General features: G+C 44.2%; 18 protein-coding genes. 8 read left to right on the forward strand and 10 right to left on the reverse strand.

The window, feature by feature from the left end:
* Positions 1-17 precede the first annotated feature (17 nt).
* From NQ095_RS15075 to NQ095_RS15085, 3 genes are all read right to left on the reverse strand, one after another.
* On the reverse strand, positions 18-2,159 hold the full coding sequence (locus NQ095_RS15075) for an ATP-dependent Clp protease ATP-binding subunit (RefSeq protein ID WP_258264282.1): 2,142 nt from the start codon (positions 2,157-2,159) through the stop codon (positions 18-20).
* Between the two features lie 298 nt (positions 2,160-2,457).
* Positions 2,458-2,886: a hypothetical protein gene (locus tag NQ095_RS15080; protein ID WP_258264283.1), complete on the reverse strand. Its 429-nt coding sequence runs from the start codon at positions 2,884-2,886 to the stop codon at positions 2,458-2,460.
* A 436-nt stretch (positions 2,887-3,322) separates the two neighbouring features.
* On the reverse strand, positions 3,323-5,374 hold the full coding sequence (locus NQ095_RS15085) for a catalase (RefSeq protein WP_258264284.1): 2,052 nt from the start codon (positions 5,372-5,374) through the stop codon (positions 3,323-3,325).
* Between the two features lie 214 nt (positions 5,375-5,588).
* Here NQ095_RS15085 and NQ095_RS15090 point away from each other — a divergent pair, with 214 nt between their 5' ends.
* The 4 genes from NQ095_RS15090 to NQ095_RS15105 all read left to right on the forward strand — a co-directional run bounded on the left by NQ095_RS15090 (position 5,589) and on the right by NQ095_RS15105 (position 9,807).
* On the forward strand, positions 5,589-6,224 hold the full coding sequence (locus NQ095_RS15090; RefSeq protein ID WP_258264285.1) for a DUF4004 family protein: 636 nt from the start codon (positions 5,589-5,591) through the stop codon (positions 6,222-6,224).
* A gap of 25 nt (positions 6,225-6,249) precedes the next feature.
* On the forward strand, positions 6,250-7,041 hold the full coding sequence (locus NQ095_RS15095; protein ID WP_258264286.1) for a bactofilin family protein: 792 nt from the start codon (positions 6,250-6,252) through the stop codon (positions 7,039-7,041).
* A gap of 164 nt (positions 7,042-7,205) precedes the next feature.
* The gene (locus tag NQ095_RS15100; protein WP_258264287.1) at positions 7,206-8,501 is read left to right on the forward strand and encodes an alkaline phosphatase family protein; all 1,296 of its coding nucleotides are present in this window, start codon (positions 7,206-7,208) and stop codon (positions 8,499-8,501) included.
* 31 nt (positions 8,502-8,532) lie between these two features.
* Positions 8,533-9,807: an MFS transporter gene (locus NQ095_RS15105; RefSeq protein WP_258264288.1), complete on the forward strand. Its 1,275-nt coding sequence runs from the start codon at positions 8,533-8,535 to the stop codon at positions 9,805-9,807.
* A gap of 45 nt (positions 9,808-9,852) precedes the next feature.
* Here the strand turns inward: NQ095_RS15105 and NQ095_RS15110 are convergent, their stop codons facing one another.
* The 5 genes from NQ095_RS15110 to NQ095_RS15130 form a co-directional block, all read right to left on the reverse strand.
* A complete protein-coding gene (locus tag NQ095_RS15110; protein WP_258264289.1) occupies positions 9,853-10,488 on the reverse strand; it encodes an FMN-dependent NADH-azoreductase in 636 nt (211 codons plus the stop codon).
* A gap of 112 nt (positions 10,489-10,600) precedes the next feature.
* Positions 10,601-10,744: a hypothetical protein gene (locus NQ095_RS15115; RefSeq protein ID WP_258264290.1), complete on the reverse strand. Its 144-nt coding sequence runs from the start codon at positions 10,742-10,744 to the stop codon at positions 10,601-10,603.
* 97 nt (positions 10,745-10,841) lie between these two features.
* On the reverse strand, positions 10,842-11,378 hold the full coding sequence (locus NQ095_RS15120; protein ID WP_258264291.1) for a DUF3189 family protein: 537 nt from the start codon (positions 11,376-11,378) through the stop codon (positions 10,842-10,844).
* Positions 11,379-11,509: 131 nt separating this feature from the next.
* Entirely contained in the window at positions 11,510-12,031 is a 522-nt protein-coding gene (locus NQ095_RS15125; protein WP_258264292.1) for a ferritin, read from the reverse strand.
* Positions 12,032-12,112: 81 nt separating this feature from the next.
* Positions 12,113-13,087, reverse strand: coding sequence for a DMT family transporter (locus NQ095_RS15130; RefSeq protein WP_258264293.1), 975 nt, complete (start codon positions 13,085-13,087; stop codon positions 12,113-12,115).
* A 139-nt stretch (positions 13,088-13,226) separates the two neighbouring features.
* Between NQ095_RS15130 and NQ095_RS15135 the strand changes: the two genes are divergently transcribed.
* A complete protein-coding gene (locus NQ095_RS15135; protein WP_258264294.1) occupies positions 13,227-13,565 on the forward strand; it encodes an ASCH domain-containing protein in 339 nt (112 codons plus the stop codon).
* A gap of 19 nt (positions 13,566-13,584) precedes the next feature.
* Positions 13,585-14,022: a hypothetical protein gene (locus tag NQ095_RS15140; RefSeq protein WP_258264432.1), complete on the forward strand. Its 438-nt coding sequence runs from the start codon at positions 13,585-13,587 to the stop codon at positions 14,020-14,022.
* 67 nt (positions 14,023-14,089) lie between these two features.
* Here the strand turns inward: NQ095_RS15140 and NQ095_RS15145 are convergent, their stop codons facing one another.
* Positions 14,090-14,497, reverse strand: a complete 408-nt coding sequence (locus NQ095_RS15145) for a potassium channel family protein (RefSeq protein ID WP_258264295.1) — start codon at positions 14,495-14,497, stop codon at positions 14,090-14,092.
* A 159-nt stretch (positions 14,498-14,656) separates the two neighbouring features.
* On the opposite strand from NQ095_RS15145, the gene NQ095_RS15150 reads away from it, so the two are divergent.
* Together NQ095_RS15150 and NQ095_RS15155 are read left to right on the forward strand one after the other, a co-directional pair.
* Positions 14,657-16,240 carry a sensor histidine kinase gene (locus tag NQ095_RS15150; protein ID WP_258264296.1) on the forward strand — a complete coding sequence of 528 codons (1,584 nt, stop codon included), beginning with the start codon at positions 14,657-14,659 and terminating at the stop codon, positions 16,238-16,240.
* A 12-nt stretch (positions 16,241-16,252) separates the two neighbouring features.
* Positions 16,253-16,942 carry a response regulator gene (locus tag NQ095_RS15155; RefSeq protein ID WP_258264297.1) on the forward strand — a complete coding sequence of 230 codons (690 nt, stop codon included), beginning with the start codon at positions 16,253-16,255 and terminating at the stop codon, positions 16,940-16,942.
* Positions 16,943-16,989: 47 nt separating this feature from the next.
* Here NQ095_RS15155 and NQ095_RS15160 read toward each other — a convergent pair whose 3' ends face one another.
* Positions 16,990-18,504 (reverse strand): tripartite tricarboxylate transporter permease, encoded by a 1,515-nt coding sequence (locus NQ095_RS15160; protein WP_258264298.1) that lies wholly within the window; start codon positions 18,502-18,504, stop codon positions 16,990-16,992.
* Between the last annotated feature and the right edge of the window lie 12 nt (positions 18,505-18,516).

The raw sequence follows: 18,516 nt of genomic DNA on the forward strand, positions 1-18,516 counted from the left end.
GATGCTTCTTTTTCAATTTATTTCACGATAATCTCATCATTTTCAACTGACACGTTCAGTTCCGTCACGCCTTCTTCTTCAAGAAGGAAGTCGGCAATCTCATCTTCCACTCTTTCCTGAATCACGCGGCGCAATGGTCTTGCACCAAATTCAGGGTGATACCCAAGTTCCACGAGTTTGTGCTTCGCTTCTCCGTCAATATTCACGGTAATCCCCTGCTCTTTGAGCTCAGCCTGCAACTCATTCAGCATCAGATCAAGAATTTGAAGCAGCTCAGCCTTTTCCAGAGATTCGAATTCAATGATACTATCGAATCGGTTGAGGAACTCCGGCTTAAAATAGGCACCAAGTGATTGAAGAATGTTCGTTTCTTTAATCGCATCTGTACCTCCCGTATCGAAACCTACGACGGCTTCCTTCTTATCTGTCACCCCAGCGTTGCTTGTCATGATGATTACAGTCTCTTTGAAGCTCACCGTCCTGCCCTGACTGTCCGTCAAACGACCATCTTCAAGGATCTGCAGGAACATATGCTGAACATCCGGATGGGCTTTTTCAATTTCATCCAGGAGTATGATGGAGTAAGGATTTCTTCGTACTTTTTCCGTCAGTTGACCGGATTCGTCATGACCCACATAACCAGGAGGGGACCCGATCAGCTTAGACACAGAGTGTTTCTCCATATACTCACTCATATCCAGGCGGAGCATGGATTCTTTGGATCCAAACAACTCTTCTGCCAGTGTCTTCGTTAATTCTGTTTTCCCTACACCCGTAGGTCCGACAAATAGAAATGTTCCGATCGGACGGTGCTTCGCTTTCAGTCCTGCCCGACTGCGTCGGATTGCTTTCGCCACTTTTTTCACGGCTTCTTCCTGTCCGATCACTTTATGAGCAAGGTTTTCTTCAAGAGATTTCATGCGCTTGCGATCATCGTTTTGAAGCTTTCCAACAGGGATGCCTGTTTTGGTTTCAATGATCGCCTGGATCAATTCCTTTTCTACAAGTGCCTTCGAATCAGAAGGTTCCCTGCCAAGCTGTTTCTCCAAGTCGGCTTCCTGATCCCTGAGAAGCGCTGCCTGCTCATAATTTTCTTCTTTCGTTGCCTGCTCTTTCTTCAACCTTACTTCATGTAATCTTTTGTGGATAGCCGTTTTATCCTTGCCTTCAGATAGAAGGTTCACTTTTGAACCTGCCTCATCCATCAGATCAATCGCTTTATCCGGCAGGAATCGGTCTTGTATATAGCGGTGGGACAATTTCACACAAGCCTCGATGCTCTCGTCTGTGAATTCCACCCCATGATAGTCTTCATAGCGGTTTTTTAAACCTTTGAGAATTTCAATGGCTTCTTCCGGGGTAGGCTCATTGACCATAACCGGCTGGAAGCGCCGTTCGAGTGCCGCATCTTTTTCGATTTGACGATACTCTTTAAGTGTTGTCGCCCCAATCACCTGCAGTTCACCACGGGCGAGAGCCGGTTTTAGAATATTCCCTGCATCCATGGATCCTTCTGCAGAACCGGCTCCCACTAATTGATGGATTTCATCGATGAACAGCATGACGTTCTCACGACTTTGCAATTCACTGATGATGGCCTTCAACCGTTCCTCGAATGATCCCCGAACGCCAGTACCTGCTGTCAAGGAAGCAACATCCATCACATATATTTCTTTATTTAATAATTTTGACGGCACATCACCTGCTACGATTTTACGTGCCAATCCTTCCGCTATGGCTGTTTTCCCGACACCGGGCTCACCGATCAGTACCGGATTGTTTTTATTGCGGCGGTTAAGAATTTCAATCACACGATCCACTTCTTTGTCACGACCGATGACCGGATCGATTAAGCCGGATTTGGCTGCTTCAGTGACATTACGGCCGAACTGATCGAGGATACCGTTTCCTCCATTACCGTTTCCACCTTTCGATTGAGGTGAAGATGGCTGATGTTGGTTATGGGATCCGTGCTCAGAACTTCCTCCCATATTCATCCCTTTGAACAATTCATCAAACGGGAATCCTCCTTGAATGCCAGAAGGGATTTGCTGCTTTTGAAAGCAAGCTGAACACATTTTTAAACTGGATTTCTTACCATTCACTTGTGTATACACTTCAACCGTTGCTAGATTGTGTTGACATACTTGGCATTTCATGAAACATGACCTCCTGTTGGCTTGTTATATATAAATTAGTTTGATAATTGAATGATGAACAAGGCCCAATGATATTTTGACTTTATTTGACTTTGACTTTATTTGACCTTATAAACACAGTATACTTTGACCTTTTTTGACTTTCAAGATTTTTGCTTATGGGAATTTTTGCTTGGAAATTATTTTCCCGTTGTTTGAAGAGTATAGTAGGGTGTAATAGAGAAATCAAACAATTGATTTATTGGTCTCCCTATCCTGAATAACACACAAAAAAAAGCCGGCATATACGCCGACTCTATTAATACCAATGCTCCCAGTATTCTTTGTAACAGCCATGCTTTTTTTCGTGGCATGTGCATTTTTTAATTTTCTTCAATTCGTCCAGAATGTTTTCAAGAAGACCTTTGATGTCTTGATGCTTGTCTTTTTTACAATCATCATGCTTGTAGGATTCGGATTGTTTTTTATACATACGCTGATTCACCACCTTTTCAACCATTGGAAGAATATTCATCATATTTGCCATGGCCCCTAAGTTTCCAAGTGAACCTAGTGCATCCAGAGAACTCTTACCTTGAGAACCTAACAGTCCTTTAAGATAATCCTCATTCAATAATGAACTTACCTTTTCTTTTGCTGTTTCCAGATCCAATTTACTTGCATCTTCTTTTGTGTATTGGTTGATTAGATCCATAAGTCCTTCTAGTGGATTATTTTTGTCACTCATCGATTTCCCCTCCATCTTTTTGCAAATTTCAATGTAATGGTATTCCTTGAAGACTCTTATCCCGTCTTCAAGGAATGTTCAATCTTTAAATCCTAGCTAATGGCACTAACGGCTAGTAGAACCAAGATAGCGATTCCAACAATCAATGCTGCTAGAGGGTTAATTGCAAGTAGAACTAGAAAAGCTACAATCAACAGAACTAATAGCAAGCTGTAAAAATCAAATCCGCCATGAGAATGACTGGCACTCATCCATAATCACCTCACTTATTCAGTACTTGTAAATCACCTTACATGGCTATCTTATGTATGAATTACTAGTTTCGAATGATATAAACGTCTATTTCCTAGTAAAAAGGGCTATTAATCCAAAAAAAATGCCAGACCTGGAATCAGGTCTAGCATTTACCCATTAATATTTTTTTATCCTTTTAGCCTTATACTAATTCACGATCCCAATGACGATGTTCCGCAATGGCTGCAGCGAACTCCCGGGCAAATGACTTCATATCTTCTCCGGTTACAACACCTGGACCCTTCACATCTGCTTCTTCCAGCCAGTGTAAGCCATCATGGGTGGCACCAATCGGTTTAAAGTGAGAATACGCTTCTTTCACGAAGTAGGTGGTATCTTGAGAGAATTTTTTATCTACGTTTTCTCCTCCTACAACGTATAGACTGTCGAATAAGACCGATTCTCCCGTTAAGAATGTATGGTCCACTTCTAGCTCTGTACCGTCATCACCTTTGCGCGTCCCCAGTTTGTCACTAATGATCTCAGGCTGAACCCCTTCTTCTTTAAGAGCAGAGAGAACATGATTCACTTCTACTCCTTTGAAGCCATTACCAACGATGACACCGACTTTACGGGTAGCCGGCTTCTTTTTCGTATTTTCCTGACTTAGAGCCGGTGAAGATTTCGTTACCTTCGATCCTTCTCCTTCAGGTACTTCGATATTGATCGCTTCTGCGAAACCTTTTGCCAGGTCCATACTCACGTTCGCAAACATATCGACGATCTGCTTCTGAACCGATTTGCTCTTCACTTTTCCCAGTTCAAAACTGAAGGCTTGAATGATATGCTCCTTCTCCGGTTTACTCATGCTGTTCCAGAATAGTGTCGCCTGTGAGAAGTGGTCCTTGAAGCTTTCACTTCTTGTACGCACTTTCCTGCCTTCCATCTTTTCCTGATAGTGTGTGTACCCGCCTTCTTCCTTCGAAGCAGGGGCCGGTGTATTTTGAGCCAATGAATTATTATGATAGCTCACCGGTCCTTTGTTAATTGTATGGCGACCATATCCATCACGCTGGTTATTGTGGAAAGGACAAACAGGTCTGTTAATCGGAAGCTCGTGGAAGTTCGGTCCTCCAAGACGGATCAATTGTGTATCTGTATAGGAGAATAAGCGTCCCTGTAACAACGGATCATTGGAGAAATCGATTCCAGGCACGACAGATCCAGGATGGAATGCAGCCTGCTCCGTCTCGGCAAACACATTGTCCACATTGCGGTTCAGGGTCATTTTACCGACGATTTTCACAGGGATTTCCTCTTCCGGCCATAACTTAGTAGGATCGAGGACATCGAAGTCAAAATTAAACTCATCTTCTTCTTTGATGAGCTGAACACCCAGTTCATACTCCGGATAGTCCCCTCCCTCAATGGATTCGTATAGATCACGGCGGTGGAAATCAGGGTCTTTCCCGTTGATCTTCTGTGCTTCATCCCACACGAGTGAGTGTGTTCCAAGTACCGGTTTCCAGTGGAATTTCACAAAATGGGCTTTGCCTTCTTCGTTCACCAGGCGGAATGTATGGACACCGAATCCTTCCATCATACGGAAGCTCCGTGGAATCGCCCGATCGGACATGGCCCACATCACCATATGAGCTGACTCCTGATTGTTTGCAATAAAGTCCCAGAACGTGTCGTGGGCTGAAGCAGCCTGAGGCATTTCATTATGTGGCTCCGGTTTAAGAGCATGAACAAGATCCGGGAATTTGATCGCATCCTGAATGAAGAATACGGGAATATTGTTTCCGACAAGATCATAATTCCCTTCTTCTGTATAAAACTTGGTGGCAAATCCCCGCGCATCGCGAACAGCTTCCGCAGAACCCCTGGATCCTGCCACTGTTGAAAAGCGTACAAATACAGGTGTCTTCGTAGACGTATCCTGAAGAAATTTAGCACTCGTAAATTCTTTCATAGAGTCATAGAGTTCGAACTCACCATGAGCCGCAAATCCGCGTGCATGGACAATCCGTTCAGGGATCCGTTCATGGTCGAAATGGGTCATCTTCTCCCGGAAGTGGAAATCCTCCATTAAAGTAGGTCCGCGTTCTCCCGCTTTCAGTGAAAACTCGTCCTCTGATACCTTCAGGCCTTGATTGGTTGTAAGATGCTTTCCTTCGTCATCCACTCTATACTGTTCAAGCTGTTCATCTTTACTTTTACCGTTCACCTTCGTACGACGATCGTCTCCCATTCTTTCATCCCTCTCAATGTTTATTAATGTTTACTATGTAAAACATTCTGATTATCTAGTACCCATGATGAGTTGATGTAAACATTTATTGGAAAGTTCGGGATTTATGATTTTTACTATTTTTTCATTCTTATCTTTACTGTGTAACATTGTTCTGTTAAAGTGAATATAAAGTAACGTAACAATGTTTTGTTACAGAAAGAAGTGAACCCTCATGGAAACAGATCTTATTTCTAAAAAGGAAGTTCTGGAACTGACGGGAATCTCTTACGGACAGCTTTACCGCTGGAAACGAAAGAATATCATCCCTGAAGGCTGGTTCATTAAGAAATCCAGCTACACCGGTCAGGAGACGTTCTTCCCGAGGGAAAAGATGCTTGCACGGATCGACACAATCAAAGAAATGAAAGATGATTACTCCCTGGATGAGCTCTCGGATTTCTTTTCACCCAATCCCACAAGGATTGAAGTCAGTGAAGAAGAGCTTTCGTCACACAGCATTCTTTCCGATCACACGATGTCTTTCTGTACCTCTCTATTACCAGTGAAAAACGCTTACGAATTCCATGATATCTTAAATATGTTGATTATCGAAAAGTGCAACAGATTAGAAATTCCTAAAGAAGCTCAGCAAACCCTTTATCTTTTTCTTCATGAAAAGTTTACACCACTGAAAGAATCTTCCCTTGAACTGATCGGTATCCGAAAAGGTGAGGCGCATATGTGGATGCTCCTGCCCCTCCCTTCAGACTTCCTGATGGACCATACGGCTCAAGTCGTGTTGAGATTCGATTTACAACAAATGATGGAAGAATTGAAAATCACGTTAACAAATACGAAAGGGATCTGACGTCCCTGAATTGGAGGAGAAATGCATGAATACAGTGGAAAAGAAAAAGCTTCATGACTTGAAAATCAGCGGTTCCGGAACATCCGGCGGAGGACAATTTGATGAAGTGAAGATCAGTGGAAGCGGAAAGATCGCAGGGGATATTGACTGCCGTGAAATGAGAATATCGGGTTCCGGCACCGTAGCAGGGGACGTAAAAGCAGGCCTGATCAAAACAAGCGGTTCTTCCTCCATCGAAGGAGATACGAAAGCCGAAACGATTACGACGAGCGGCAGTTCCAAGTATGAAGGGTCCGTGATCGCCTCCGAAATGACGATAAGTGGATCCAGTAAGGTGAAGGGGGATCTGATCATCGAAAAATTCAAGGTAAGCGGTTCATGCAAGGTAGGTGGAAAAATTCAGGGCGGATCGATTAGAGCGAGCGGATCTTTAACGGTTGAAGAGGATTGTGAAGTCGAAACCTTCTCATCTTCAGGCTCTGTGCACATAGATGGGTTGCTGAACGCCGATAACGTCCAGATTGAAATCAACCATGAATCATCCATTAGAGAAATTGGCGGCGAAAAAATTTCAGTGACTCACCACCATTCAAGCAAACTATTCAAACAGGTAGTCAACTTCTTTCTGCAAAAGGAAGATTACTTATCCTCTGAACTGATTGAAGGTGACGAAGTCTATCTTGAAAATACGAAGGCAAAGCTTGTTCGCGGTAAAAACGTCGTGATAAGGGAGAAATGTGAAATCGATACGGTTGAATACTCAGGTACCATTGATGTACACAAGGACTGCTCCATCAGAAACAAAGTGAAAATCTGACATACCTGGAACAGGGAGTGGCCCGGCCATCCCTGTTTTTTATTTTTACGACTTCTTTACATCCCCTTAACCTCCACATATTCGAAATTTCATATTTTTATTCTGAATGTTCTGCTATATTAATAGGTATATAGTACAATCCTGCGAGGATATTGGAGGACTTTATGAAACGTATGACGGATCACCTCATAGTCATTTCTTTCGATTGTTTATCAGCCTTGGACTTTCCCATCCTGAAAGAACTTCCCCACTTCCAGGAGCTGCTTTCATATGGATCTTACTGCAAAGCGGTTGAAACCATCTATCCTTCTGTCACGTATCCCTGTCACGCAACAATCGTAACCGGAAAGTATCCCAATCGTCACGGTGTGGTGAATAATACACTCCTCCAGCCTGGCAGGGAGTCGCCGGACTGGTATTGGAACCGGAATTCCATAAAGGGCACCACCCTGTATGATGAAGCCAAAAAAGCGGGAATGAGGACGGCAGCCCTCCTATGGCCTGTTACAGCGAAGGCGGATATTGATTATAATATGCCTGAAATCTTTGCCAACCGTCCCTGGCATAACCAAATCCTCGTCTCGCTTTTGAATGGCAGTCCCCTCTACCAACTGCAGATGAATCGTCTTTTTGGCCATATGCGCAACGGCCTGAATCAGCCTGAGCTGGATGATTTCGTCCTCGAATCGACGCTTGAAACCATCAAAAGGAAACCAGACTTATTGCTTGTGCACTTTACGGACCTTGATACCAAGCGGCATTACCATGGCTTTTCTTCTGACGAAGCACATGCTGCCCTCCGCCGCCATGATGCCAGATTGGGGAGAATCATAGGAGCATTAAGGGAAAATGGCATGTATGATAAGTCGACGATTATCGCCCTTGGAGATCATAGTGCCCTAGATGAATCGAAGGCCGTTCAACTCAACATCCTTCTTAAGGAAAAAGGGTTAATATCCGTAAACCGTCGCGGGAAGGTGACTGACTGGAAGGCATATTGCAAAGGATGTGATGGTTCTGCCTATGTGTACACTAAGGATCCAGATTCGACACAAGAAGTGAGGTCGCTCTTGGAACGGTTACAACCGGACCCTTCCAATGGAATCGAATCCATTCTCACAGGAGAAGAAGCTGCCGGGAAAGGAGCTGATGGACACTGTGCGTTAATGCTCGAGGCCCGACTCGGTTTTTACTTTAAAGATACTCTGAATGGATCCTTCATCCATACAATCACTCAGGAAGATGTGAAGGATAAGCGGTACACGTATGGCTCTCACGGCTATTCTCCGGAAAAGGAGAACTACTCCACGATCTTCATGGCTGCAGGAAAAGGAATCCGCCCAAATCTTGATATCCCATCGATGCGCCTCATTGATGAAGGGCCGACGTTTGCAAGATTGCTCGGTCTCACCTTAGAAAATCCAGACGGAAAACCGATTGAAGAATTATTGGATGTATAAAGAAGATTCTGTTTCCTTAGGGGGAAAAACCATGAAACGTTTTTCGAAAGAAGAAAGCAGCTGGATTTTTTATGACTGGGCAAATTCGGCGTATTCCATTATCATTTCTACCGCCGTCTTTCCGCTCTTTTATAAAGCGGCCGCTACAAATGCCGGTGTCAGTGCCGCTAATTCAACGGCCTATTTGGGATACACCATTGCCATTGCGACCTTCATCCTTGCCATGATCGGTCCCATACTCGGTACCATCGCAGATTATGAGGGATACAAGAAGAAGTTCTTTTCCTTCTTCTTTGCACTGGGTGTGACATTCACCCTCTTCCTTGCTTTCGTCCCCAGTGATCAATGGCTGCTTCTTTTAGTCTTTTATACAGTGGCAGCAGTCGGCTCAGCCGGGTCGAACGTCTTCTACGACGCCTTTCTGACCGACGTTACGACGGAAGAGCGGATGAATCGTGTATCGTCACGGGGATTTGGATTCGGATATATCGGCAGCACGATACCGTTCATCCTAAGCATCGCCATCATCATCTTATCCCAGAACGGGACCCTTCCCATCTCCGTCACCGTTGCCAGTAAGATTGCCTTTGTGATCACCGCTTTATGGTGGGGTCTCTTCTCTATACCGCTATTAAAGAATGTACATCAGCGCTACTTCATCCAACGGGAAAAAAGCCCAGTGGCGAACAGCTTCAAACGTCTTGGCAAAACGATGAAAGAAGTCAGGAAATACCGGGCACTCTTTTTATTCCTGCTTGCTTACTTCTTTTATATTGACGGGGTCGGCACCATCATCACCATGTCCACAGCGTACGGATCTGATCTTGGGATCACCTCCACCAACCTGTTGATCATTCTATTTGTGACCCAGGTGGTGGCTGGACCTTTTGCAATCCTATACGGAAGACTGGCCGAAAGGTTTACGGGGAAAAAGATGCTGTATGTGGGAATCTCAGTGTATATCATCGTATGCATATACGCCTATTTCTTAGAGACAACCATGGACTTCTGGATCCTCGCCATGCTCGTAGCTTCTTCTCAAGGTGGCATCCAGGCACTGAGCAGGGCTTATTTTGCAAAGCTGATACCGAAGAAAAATGCCAACGAGTTCTTTGGGTTTTACAATATTTTCGGTAAGTTTGCATCGATTCTCGGTCCCTTATTAGTGGCAGTCACCGCGCAAATGACCGGTGCGTCCAACAGCGGTGTCTTCAGTCTTGTCATCCTCTTTATCATAGGGATTGTCATACTTGCTTTCGTACCCGAACCGACAGAGGCTGACGTAGAGAAGTCAGCCATCGTATAAAGAAGAAAGAGCCCGAACATTTAAGTTCGGGCTCTTCTAATTTCATTAGAAAGAATGTGCTGCATCTTTCGCACGGGCAATTGCATCTTCCTTTATCTCCTGTGCTTTATCCGGCATTGCGGCATGTCCCTCCACAAATACCCCCTCAAATGAAGGTACACCGAAAAATTGCATGATAAGGCTTAAATAACGATGCCCCATCTCCATACCTGCCGCCGGTCCTTCAGAGTAAATACCGCCCCTTGCCTGGATATGAATCGCTTTCTTGTCCGTCAATAATCCAACCGGCCCATGCTCCGTATACTTGAATGATTTCCCTGCCACTGCCACGGAGTCAATATATGCTTTCATCACGGGTGGAAATGAAAAATTCCAGAAAGGAGTAACAAATACATATTTATCAGCCCCGATGAACTGATCGGATAATTCAGTAAGCCGGTTTACTTTCTTCTGCTCTTCCATGGAAAGCTCCTCAAACCCTTTACCTGATTGAAGCTTCCCCCATCCGCTGAAAACATCAGCATCGATATGAGGAATATGCTCACGGTACAAATCGAGATGAATCACTTCATCACCCTTGTTCACTTCCTTATACGTATCCATAAATGCTTTCGCAACCGCCATGCTATACGATTGGGTATCATCATGGGGATGTGCGGTGATATATAATACTTTTGCCATTAATCATCCATCCTCTCTTCTATTTCACTCACAATCGTATTGTGTGAAGTTATGAATGGTATTATCCTTTTTTCAAAAAAAGAATGCTGCCCTTTAGGACAGCATTCGATGCTTATTCTTCTTCACCCGGTACTTCAAACGGGTTTCCCCCGATATTTTTTCTCATTTCGTCTGTTAGTTCAAATGGAGTGTTTTCTTGTGTTTCCCCTGTTGCGAAATGGTGACTGCCATCAAAGTGGAATGGTTTACCTTCCAAAGTCGACACCTCCGTTTTACTATAGTATGACCATTATGAACGGGTCCATACAGAACAGACCTTTTTACCCAGTAGTATTTACTTATTATAATATGCTTCACTTCCAGAAGATATCCTTTTTTTCCATTTTATATTGATATTTTTTATTTTCTAATACAACCACCTGCTCAGGGGATGTTGTGGCCACACGCTTTGTTTCTTCCACGAGAAGTTGAATGAGACCATGGCATTGCTTCGCCCCTTTCACAAGGAGGGGTACCCCGATCCAATCGATCCCCAGTTCCCTTGAAAAGAAGCCTCCCGCTGTCATCGCTGGCGGGACGGTTGGTGAAGTATTGGAAATGATGATTTTATCCTTTTGTCCATATCGATTCAATAAAATGCCACTCAAATCCGTTAAGGCAGGTACCACATACTTGGAATTCCTTCGTCCGATTGTATAGACGGAATTACCTTCTTCGTCGGTTCCGTGATAGAAAATGTGTCCCGTGTCTTTTTTTGTTAGCTGGTTAAAATATGGAACAGTAAGGATCTCTTCCTTCGTTAACTTCCCCGGCTTCAATGAACGCAAGTGATAAGCTGCAGCTATGGAGGTGGTATGAGTCCCGCCGAAATCGTTGTATATATAAATCATCTGATCACCTATAAGAGTCGTTTTCTTCAGTATGGACGGTTGGGATGGAGAGTAACCCTTTTCATTTTAAATCAATAAAAAATTAAAAAACCTGCTCCCCCGAATGGGAAAACAGGAATTCACTGCCTGAATCAACCACCCGCAGGAGCAGGACCTGCTGCTGGTGCTGCTGTACGCTGACCCAACTCCTGATCCAGCACTAATAAAGCGGCGGAATTATCTCCGGCAAGTTTCAACCGATCAACAATCGTCAGTGCCTGAGCTTCTTCATCAATCTGTTCTCTCAGAAATTCCTGAATGATGACAGCAGTTTGTGGATCATTTTGAGCGGCATAATTATACGCTTGTTGATAGGTGTTGGTAACGAATTGCTCATGCTCCAGCACTTTTTGAAACGTTTGAAGAGGGGTTCCATACTCTTTCGGCTGGGCAGGAAGCTGCTGAATATCCACCATTCCCCCCTTGTCTGTCACATAGTCGATGAGCTTCAACATATGTGTTCGCTCCTCTTCTGATTGGAGTCTCAGCCAGTTTGCCATTCCTGTGTAATTCTGATTCGCCATATAGGCAGACATAGCAAGATAAAGGGTAGTCGACACATGCTCGATTCCGATTAAATTATTCAAAAGCTTTTGAATTTGCTCATTAAGCATACCGTTCCTCCTCAAAATGTATTGACCATTTATTTTATTGAAGGAAAGTCTAAATTATGATGGATAAAAAAACAGAACCATCTATGCTTGATGATTCTGTTTTCCATCCAGGAACCGTTTCTGTTTTCTTTTTACCACAAATTCTTCCAGGGTACCGGAACCACACACCACTCCAAGGACGATGAAAACAAGTCCGACCAGGTGATAGATTGTCACGGTTTCACCAAGAAAAACCGCCGCTCCAAGAAGTGAGAAAAATGTATTAAGGTTCAGGAAAATCGATGTTTCGGCTGCCCCTATTTTTCCAATCGAATGATTGTAGATCATATGTCCAACAGCTGTGGCCAATATGGCTGAAGCAAAAAACAGCACCCATATCCAGGCAGGTGCCCCTCCTAATTGCTTCAGTCCTCCAGGTTCCGTGACCAGGCTGATGAGAAAAAGAACAACGGAACCAAACACCAGCATATACCCTGTCAATAAACGGGGATCCAATGTCTTGGCGGCACGGCTTATGATGATGAAGCTCAATGCCTGAGAAAATATGGAGATGAAAATGAACAGGTCCCCCATCTTCAATCCACCGATGCCTTCCCCACCTGACAGTACAATGATTGTCACACCGACACTGCCTGAAAGAAACCCGATGATCTTAATCACGGTCGGCCGATTCCTGAGGATGATCGTGGCCATTAAAGCCGTTAACAATGGCCCTGTTCCAAGGATCAGTCCCCCATTTGTAGACGAGGTTCCCGTTAACCCGACCGATAAAAAATAATGGTGACTGACCACATTTAACAGACCACCAGCAATGATGAATAGGAATTCCTTTGCTGTAGGCTTCCTGATCTTCCCCATAAGACCAAGGAGAATAAATACTGTCATACCCGCAGTGAAAATGCGAAGAGATGTAATCGTAACAGGTGTAAATTCACTTACCAGCGTTTTCAACGCAGGTACATTAAAGCCCCATATGAGCATGATGAACACAAGGATGATATACGTTTGCCATTTTTTCAATACTTTGGAGCCTTCTTTCTTTATCGGATATTTCATCCAATCATAGCACCCAAAAGTATTCCCGACCAGAGATAGAAAATCTTTTTTGAAAGGTTTAGCAGTGGCAAAGGTAGACACTGATATTCTCCACAACCCAAGACTATGCTATAGTATAGGTCGAAAGGGGTTTTTAAACATGACAAATCAAGAACTGCCACCAAAAACATGTACCATCGAGCGTTTAGTCACAAAAGCAGAAGACGTTGAAAAGGTGCTTCAAGGAACGAAGACTGCGACCCGCCGAAACGGAAGATACGCGGATGTCGGGGAAATCATGGAGCTTCAAGGAAAGAAATACATAGTGAACAGCGTCTACTCCCAGTCACTTGGAGAACTGACAGACGAGCACGCCAGGCAAGAAGGATTTCAATCGGTAGAGGATTATAAAAATGCCATCCTCTCCTATCATCCTGGAATGCCCTGGCACCCCGGCATGAAAGTATGGGCTCACGAATTTAGTTTAGTGACAGAATAGAGCACTTCACATGGAGCAACTGCTATATAAAACATTGATCTACCTTCATGTCATAAGTGTGGTCGCTTCCATCGGGCCATTTTTCTTACTTCTGCTGACAATGAAAAAGTTACGGACCGCATCTCCGTCCATCCTGCCTTCGTACCTGGATACATTCCGCTACACCGTGCAGCTTTCAAAGCATTCAGGGCATGTCCTTGTCGGGTCGGGGATTCTCCTCGTTCTTCTTGGACCATGGACATGGACGACACCATGGATCATCATGACCCTCGTCATCATGTTCTGCTCTCTCTTCTTTTTGGCACGGGCATTTTCACCGACTCTGAGGAAATTCGGAGAAGAAGATGCGGACAGGGAAAAGCTTGTTGGAAAATTGCATCGGACCGTTTGGATTTATCTCATTCTCCTGCTTGCCATGCTGTGGTTTATGGTGGTGAAACCGGGGATATGGGTGTAAAGTACGTGTGCAGGGTACAATCAGGATGATTGTACCCTGCACACGCTTTTTTAATTCGTTCGCATTCCTACTCATTTCCCTTGTTACTCTTCGAATCCAATACTTTCATAAAGTAGGCCGTCGGAAGTAACAGTCCGATCGCCGCTTCAAGCAGCGCAAAAAATCTCAAATGCCCCGTCGGGATATAGTCCCCGTAACCGACTGACAAAATCGTCACTCCGCTATAATAGAGATAGTTAAGGAATGTGTGTTCCACCGGCTTCCCACTCGGAGAGCTTATCCTGAGCATCGGATTGTCAAACGACAGGGCATAGTAGAGTACAGCAAATGCGATCATGATACTGAGAAGCACAAAGAACAGCTTCAGAAATAACGCTGTGCTGAAATAACTGTATTTGAAATGCTTATCCTTAAAGAAATATATTAAGTTTACTACTATAAATAGTATGGCTCCTAAGGTAACGATGGTTGCCATAACGAGTGAATCCTCCTCTTAAACAGACTATGTTTCCTATACCACGTGTTGTATGTTTAAAACTCATCATCTCTTAATTTTCATCAGCACTTGTACAAACCCTTTAACTCTTTTATTCTAGTAATAATAGAATTTTCAAAAAAAAAGAAGGAACCTTTGATGAAAAAATTCACACTTCAGTCCAAGATTATCTTCATTGTATTAGCACTTCTCTCCGTTTTGATTTTATCCCTGTCTGTCATTTTTTTTCGAATGTTATCGGGGACACTGACGGACCTGAAAGGAAAACAGGCTCTTGCCGTGGCACAATCAGTCTCCAAGATGCCTGCTCTCATCGAAGCATTCAATCAGAAACAGCCCGAAAATATCATCCAGCCATTAGTGGAAGATATCCGTAAAGAAACCGGGGCCACTTTCATTGTGGTCGGCAATAAAGACTCTGTACGCTATTCACACCCACTACCTGAACGCCTTGGAAAAAAGATGGTTGGCGGGGACAATGATAGGGCATTGATACACGGGGATTCCTACGTTTCTCATGCTACGGGATCACTCGGTCCCTCTGTCCGGGGGAAAGTTCCGATCAGAAACAATCAAAATGAAATCATCGGGGTCGTGTCAGTCGGATTTCTTGAAGACAGTATCCACGACATTGTCATACCTTACCGGACAAAGGTCTTAACTCTCGTCACCATCATTCTATTAATCGGGATCATTGGCTCCTTTTTCATAGGAAAAGGGATCAAAAAAGCAATCTTCGGTTTGGAACCTAAGGAAATTGCCATGCAGTTCAAGGAAAAGCGTGCAATCATCGAATCCGTCCGTGAAGGGATTATTGCCATCGACCAGCATGGATTGATTACTGAAATCAATGCGAAAGCTCACAGCATTCTTGCAATCAATCATCACTATTCAAATAGAGGCAGGTATATTTTAGACGTCATTCCGGATACGAAAATGGTAGATGTACTGGAAACCAGGGAAAGTCAGCTTGACGACGAGATCTCTCTAAATCATCATGACCTGATCGTCAACAGGCTGCCGATTTTTGAAGAAGAAACAATTGTAGGCGTAGTGGCCAGCTTTAGAAGAAAGGATGAAATCGATCAGCTTGCGAAGGAGTTATCCCAGGTTCAAGAATATGCGGGCATATTAAGGTCCCAGACCCATGAGTATCGAAATAAATTGAATACGATTGCCGGACTTATCCAGCTTCATCATCACGAAGAAGCTTTGACTCTCATTCAGGAAGAGTCTTCGGGTTATGAAGACCTTATACAATTTTTATTGAAAGCGGTACCGGATCCCGTACTTGCCGGTCTCATCATTGGAAAATACAATCGGTCTCAGGAATTAAAAGTATCTTTCTCGATTCATCCTGATAGTTCTATCACTACATTGCTCTCAGATATCCAGCGGGAAAAATTGATTACGATCATTGGGAATATTCTCGATAACGCCTTTGAAGAAGTGTTATCCTATCCGCAACATAACAGGCATGTTCAATTATTCATGACGGATCTTGGGAATGATTTCATTTTTGAAATAGAAGATAGCGGTGGAGGAATTCAGCATATAGTATCCATATTTGAAAAAGGATACTCCACTAAATCAGAGAAGGACCGGGGAATTGGCCTGCACCTCGCTCAGAAAAGTGTGGAGCAGTTGAAAGGGTATATTACAGTGGAAGAAAGTGAGCTTGGAGGAGCCCTGTTTACGGTCAGTATTCCAAAGCAACATTAGGGGGCGGACGAATTGCGTAAGTGGAACGTATTCATCATAGAAGATGACATTCAAACAGCTGAAATCAACAGTCAGTATATCACTCAAATGGATCGATTTCAGGTAGGCGGAATTGCCACCACCATAAAAGAAGCCAAAAAAGTGTTACCTGTCGTCAATCCGGACTTAATACTCCTTGACGTTTACTTCCCGGATGGGACCGGCAGTGAATTTCTATGGGAAATCAGAAAGGATTACCGTAACACTGATGTCATTCTTGTTACGGCAGCCCGCGAAACGGAGCATATTGCCAATGCCATCCGTGGCGGTGCATTTGATTATATCTTGAAGCCGATCATCTTTAACCGATTTGAAGAAACTCTTCTCAAATATCAGCAGTATAAAGAGAGAATGAATGACTCTCAAGTTGAGAATCAGCATGAGGTGGATACCCTTTTTAACAGGAAGAAAAACAGTGGTATCATCCAGACTGTTCACGAACCTCCAAAAGGGATTGATACAATCACATTGGAGTCCATCCATAAGGCAATAGGAACGTGTGACGATCGGGGGTATACGGCGGAAGAAATGGCCTGCGAGGTGGGTGTCACCAGGACTACTGCCAGGCGTTACCTCGAGTACTTGGTTTCACAAAAGAAAATCAGCGTTGAGTTGACGTATGGTGGTGTCGGAAGACCCCAGAGAAGATACTTTTCTCCATAATAGATAAAAGCAGTGAGGCGAAGAATCGTCTCACTGCTTTTCCATGTTCAAGCTTCTTTCTTTAAGTCCTCGAATTGCGTATTCTCCTTTTTCTTCCTTAACCCTAATAAAGTTGGAAGGACAAGGGAGAGGAATGATACGATCAGCAGGCCGATGGTGATATTACTCTGAAAGAACACACCGTACGAACCGTTCGAAATCGTCATTGCCTGCCTGAAGGATTGCTCCATCATCCCCCCCAGTATGAACGCAAGAATAAATGGCGGCGCGGGGAATTTGAACATCTTCAATACATACCCCAATACACCGAATCCGACGAGGAGGTATAAATGGAACGTGTTAAAGCTGACGGCATAAACCCCGATCAAACAGAATACGATAATCAATGCAATCAGAAGCTGTTTCGGAATATAAAGTATTTTCGCCAAAATGGGAATAAGGGGCAGGTTGAGAATCAGCAGAAAGAGATTCCCGATATACATGCTTGCAATGACTCCCCAGAAAACGTCAGGATGATCTTGAAGCATCAATGGACCCGGCTGTACCCCTACGACCAATAATGCTCCAAGGAGAACGGCAGTCGTTCCGGAGCCGGGTATCCCTAATGTCAATAAAGGTACGAATGCGCCGCTTGTTGCGGCGTTATTTGATGTTTCTGGTGCTGCCAACCCTTTAATATTCCCTTTTCCGAATGAAGAGGGATCTTTCGATAATCGTTTCTCTGAAATATAGGATAGGAAAGAGGCAATCGTGGCACCTGCCCCTGGAAGGACTCCTAATAGAAAGCCCAGGACGGAATGACGACTGATCGGACCTGCCATTTCCTTTAATTCGTGCTTTTCAAGCTTTAAGCTTCCGACTGCCTCCTTTCCCTTCAACGTATTTTCATTCCTCGAGATGATCAGCTGACAGACTTCGGAAAGAGCAAACAATCCAAGTGCGATGATGAGAAAATCGATTCCTTCCAGTAAACCCGGATTCCCGAATGTGAAGCGCTGGGTACCTGTTTGCTGATCGATTCCGACCGTTGCAACCATCAATCCAATCGTGGCTGAAATCAGAGCTTTATTGGTCGATCCCTCGGATAAACTGGATATTGCCGTAAGTCCAAGAAGCATAAGGGCGAAATACTCTGTAGGGCCGAAAGTGATGGCAAGCTTGGCCATATAAGGTGCCACAAGCATGAGGGCTACGACGCTGATCGTCCCTCCTGCAAAGGAAGAGATCGCGGCAATGGCAAGTGCTTTCCCTGCCTTCCCCTGCTTCGCCATGGGATACCCGTCAAACGCAGTGGCTACCGTTCCGGAAATCCCGGGAGCATTTAATAAAATGGATGAAGTGGAGCCTCCAAACACGGCACCATAATATACCCCTGCCATCAGGATCAAAGCGGAAGCCGGGGACATCCCATAACTAAGTGGAATCATGATCGCTATGGCGCTGATGGGTCCAAGTCCCGGCAGCATACCAATGATCGTTCCAGCGAGTACTCCTATAAATGCAAAGAACAGGTTTTCCGGTGTGAAGGCTACTTGAAACCCATATAAGATACTTTCAATCATGCTCTTTCACCT

The sequence above is a fragment of the Rossellomorea sp. SC111 genome (assembly GCF_024733565.1).
Taxonomy (GTDB): Bacteria; Bacillota; Bacilli; order Bacillales; family Bacillaceae_B; genus Rossellomorea.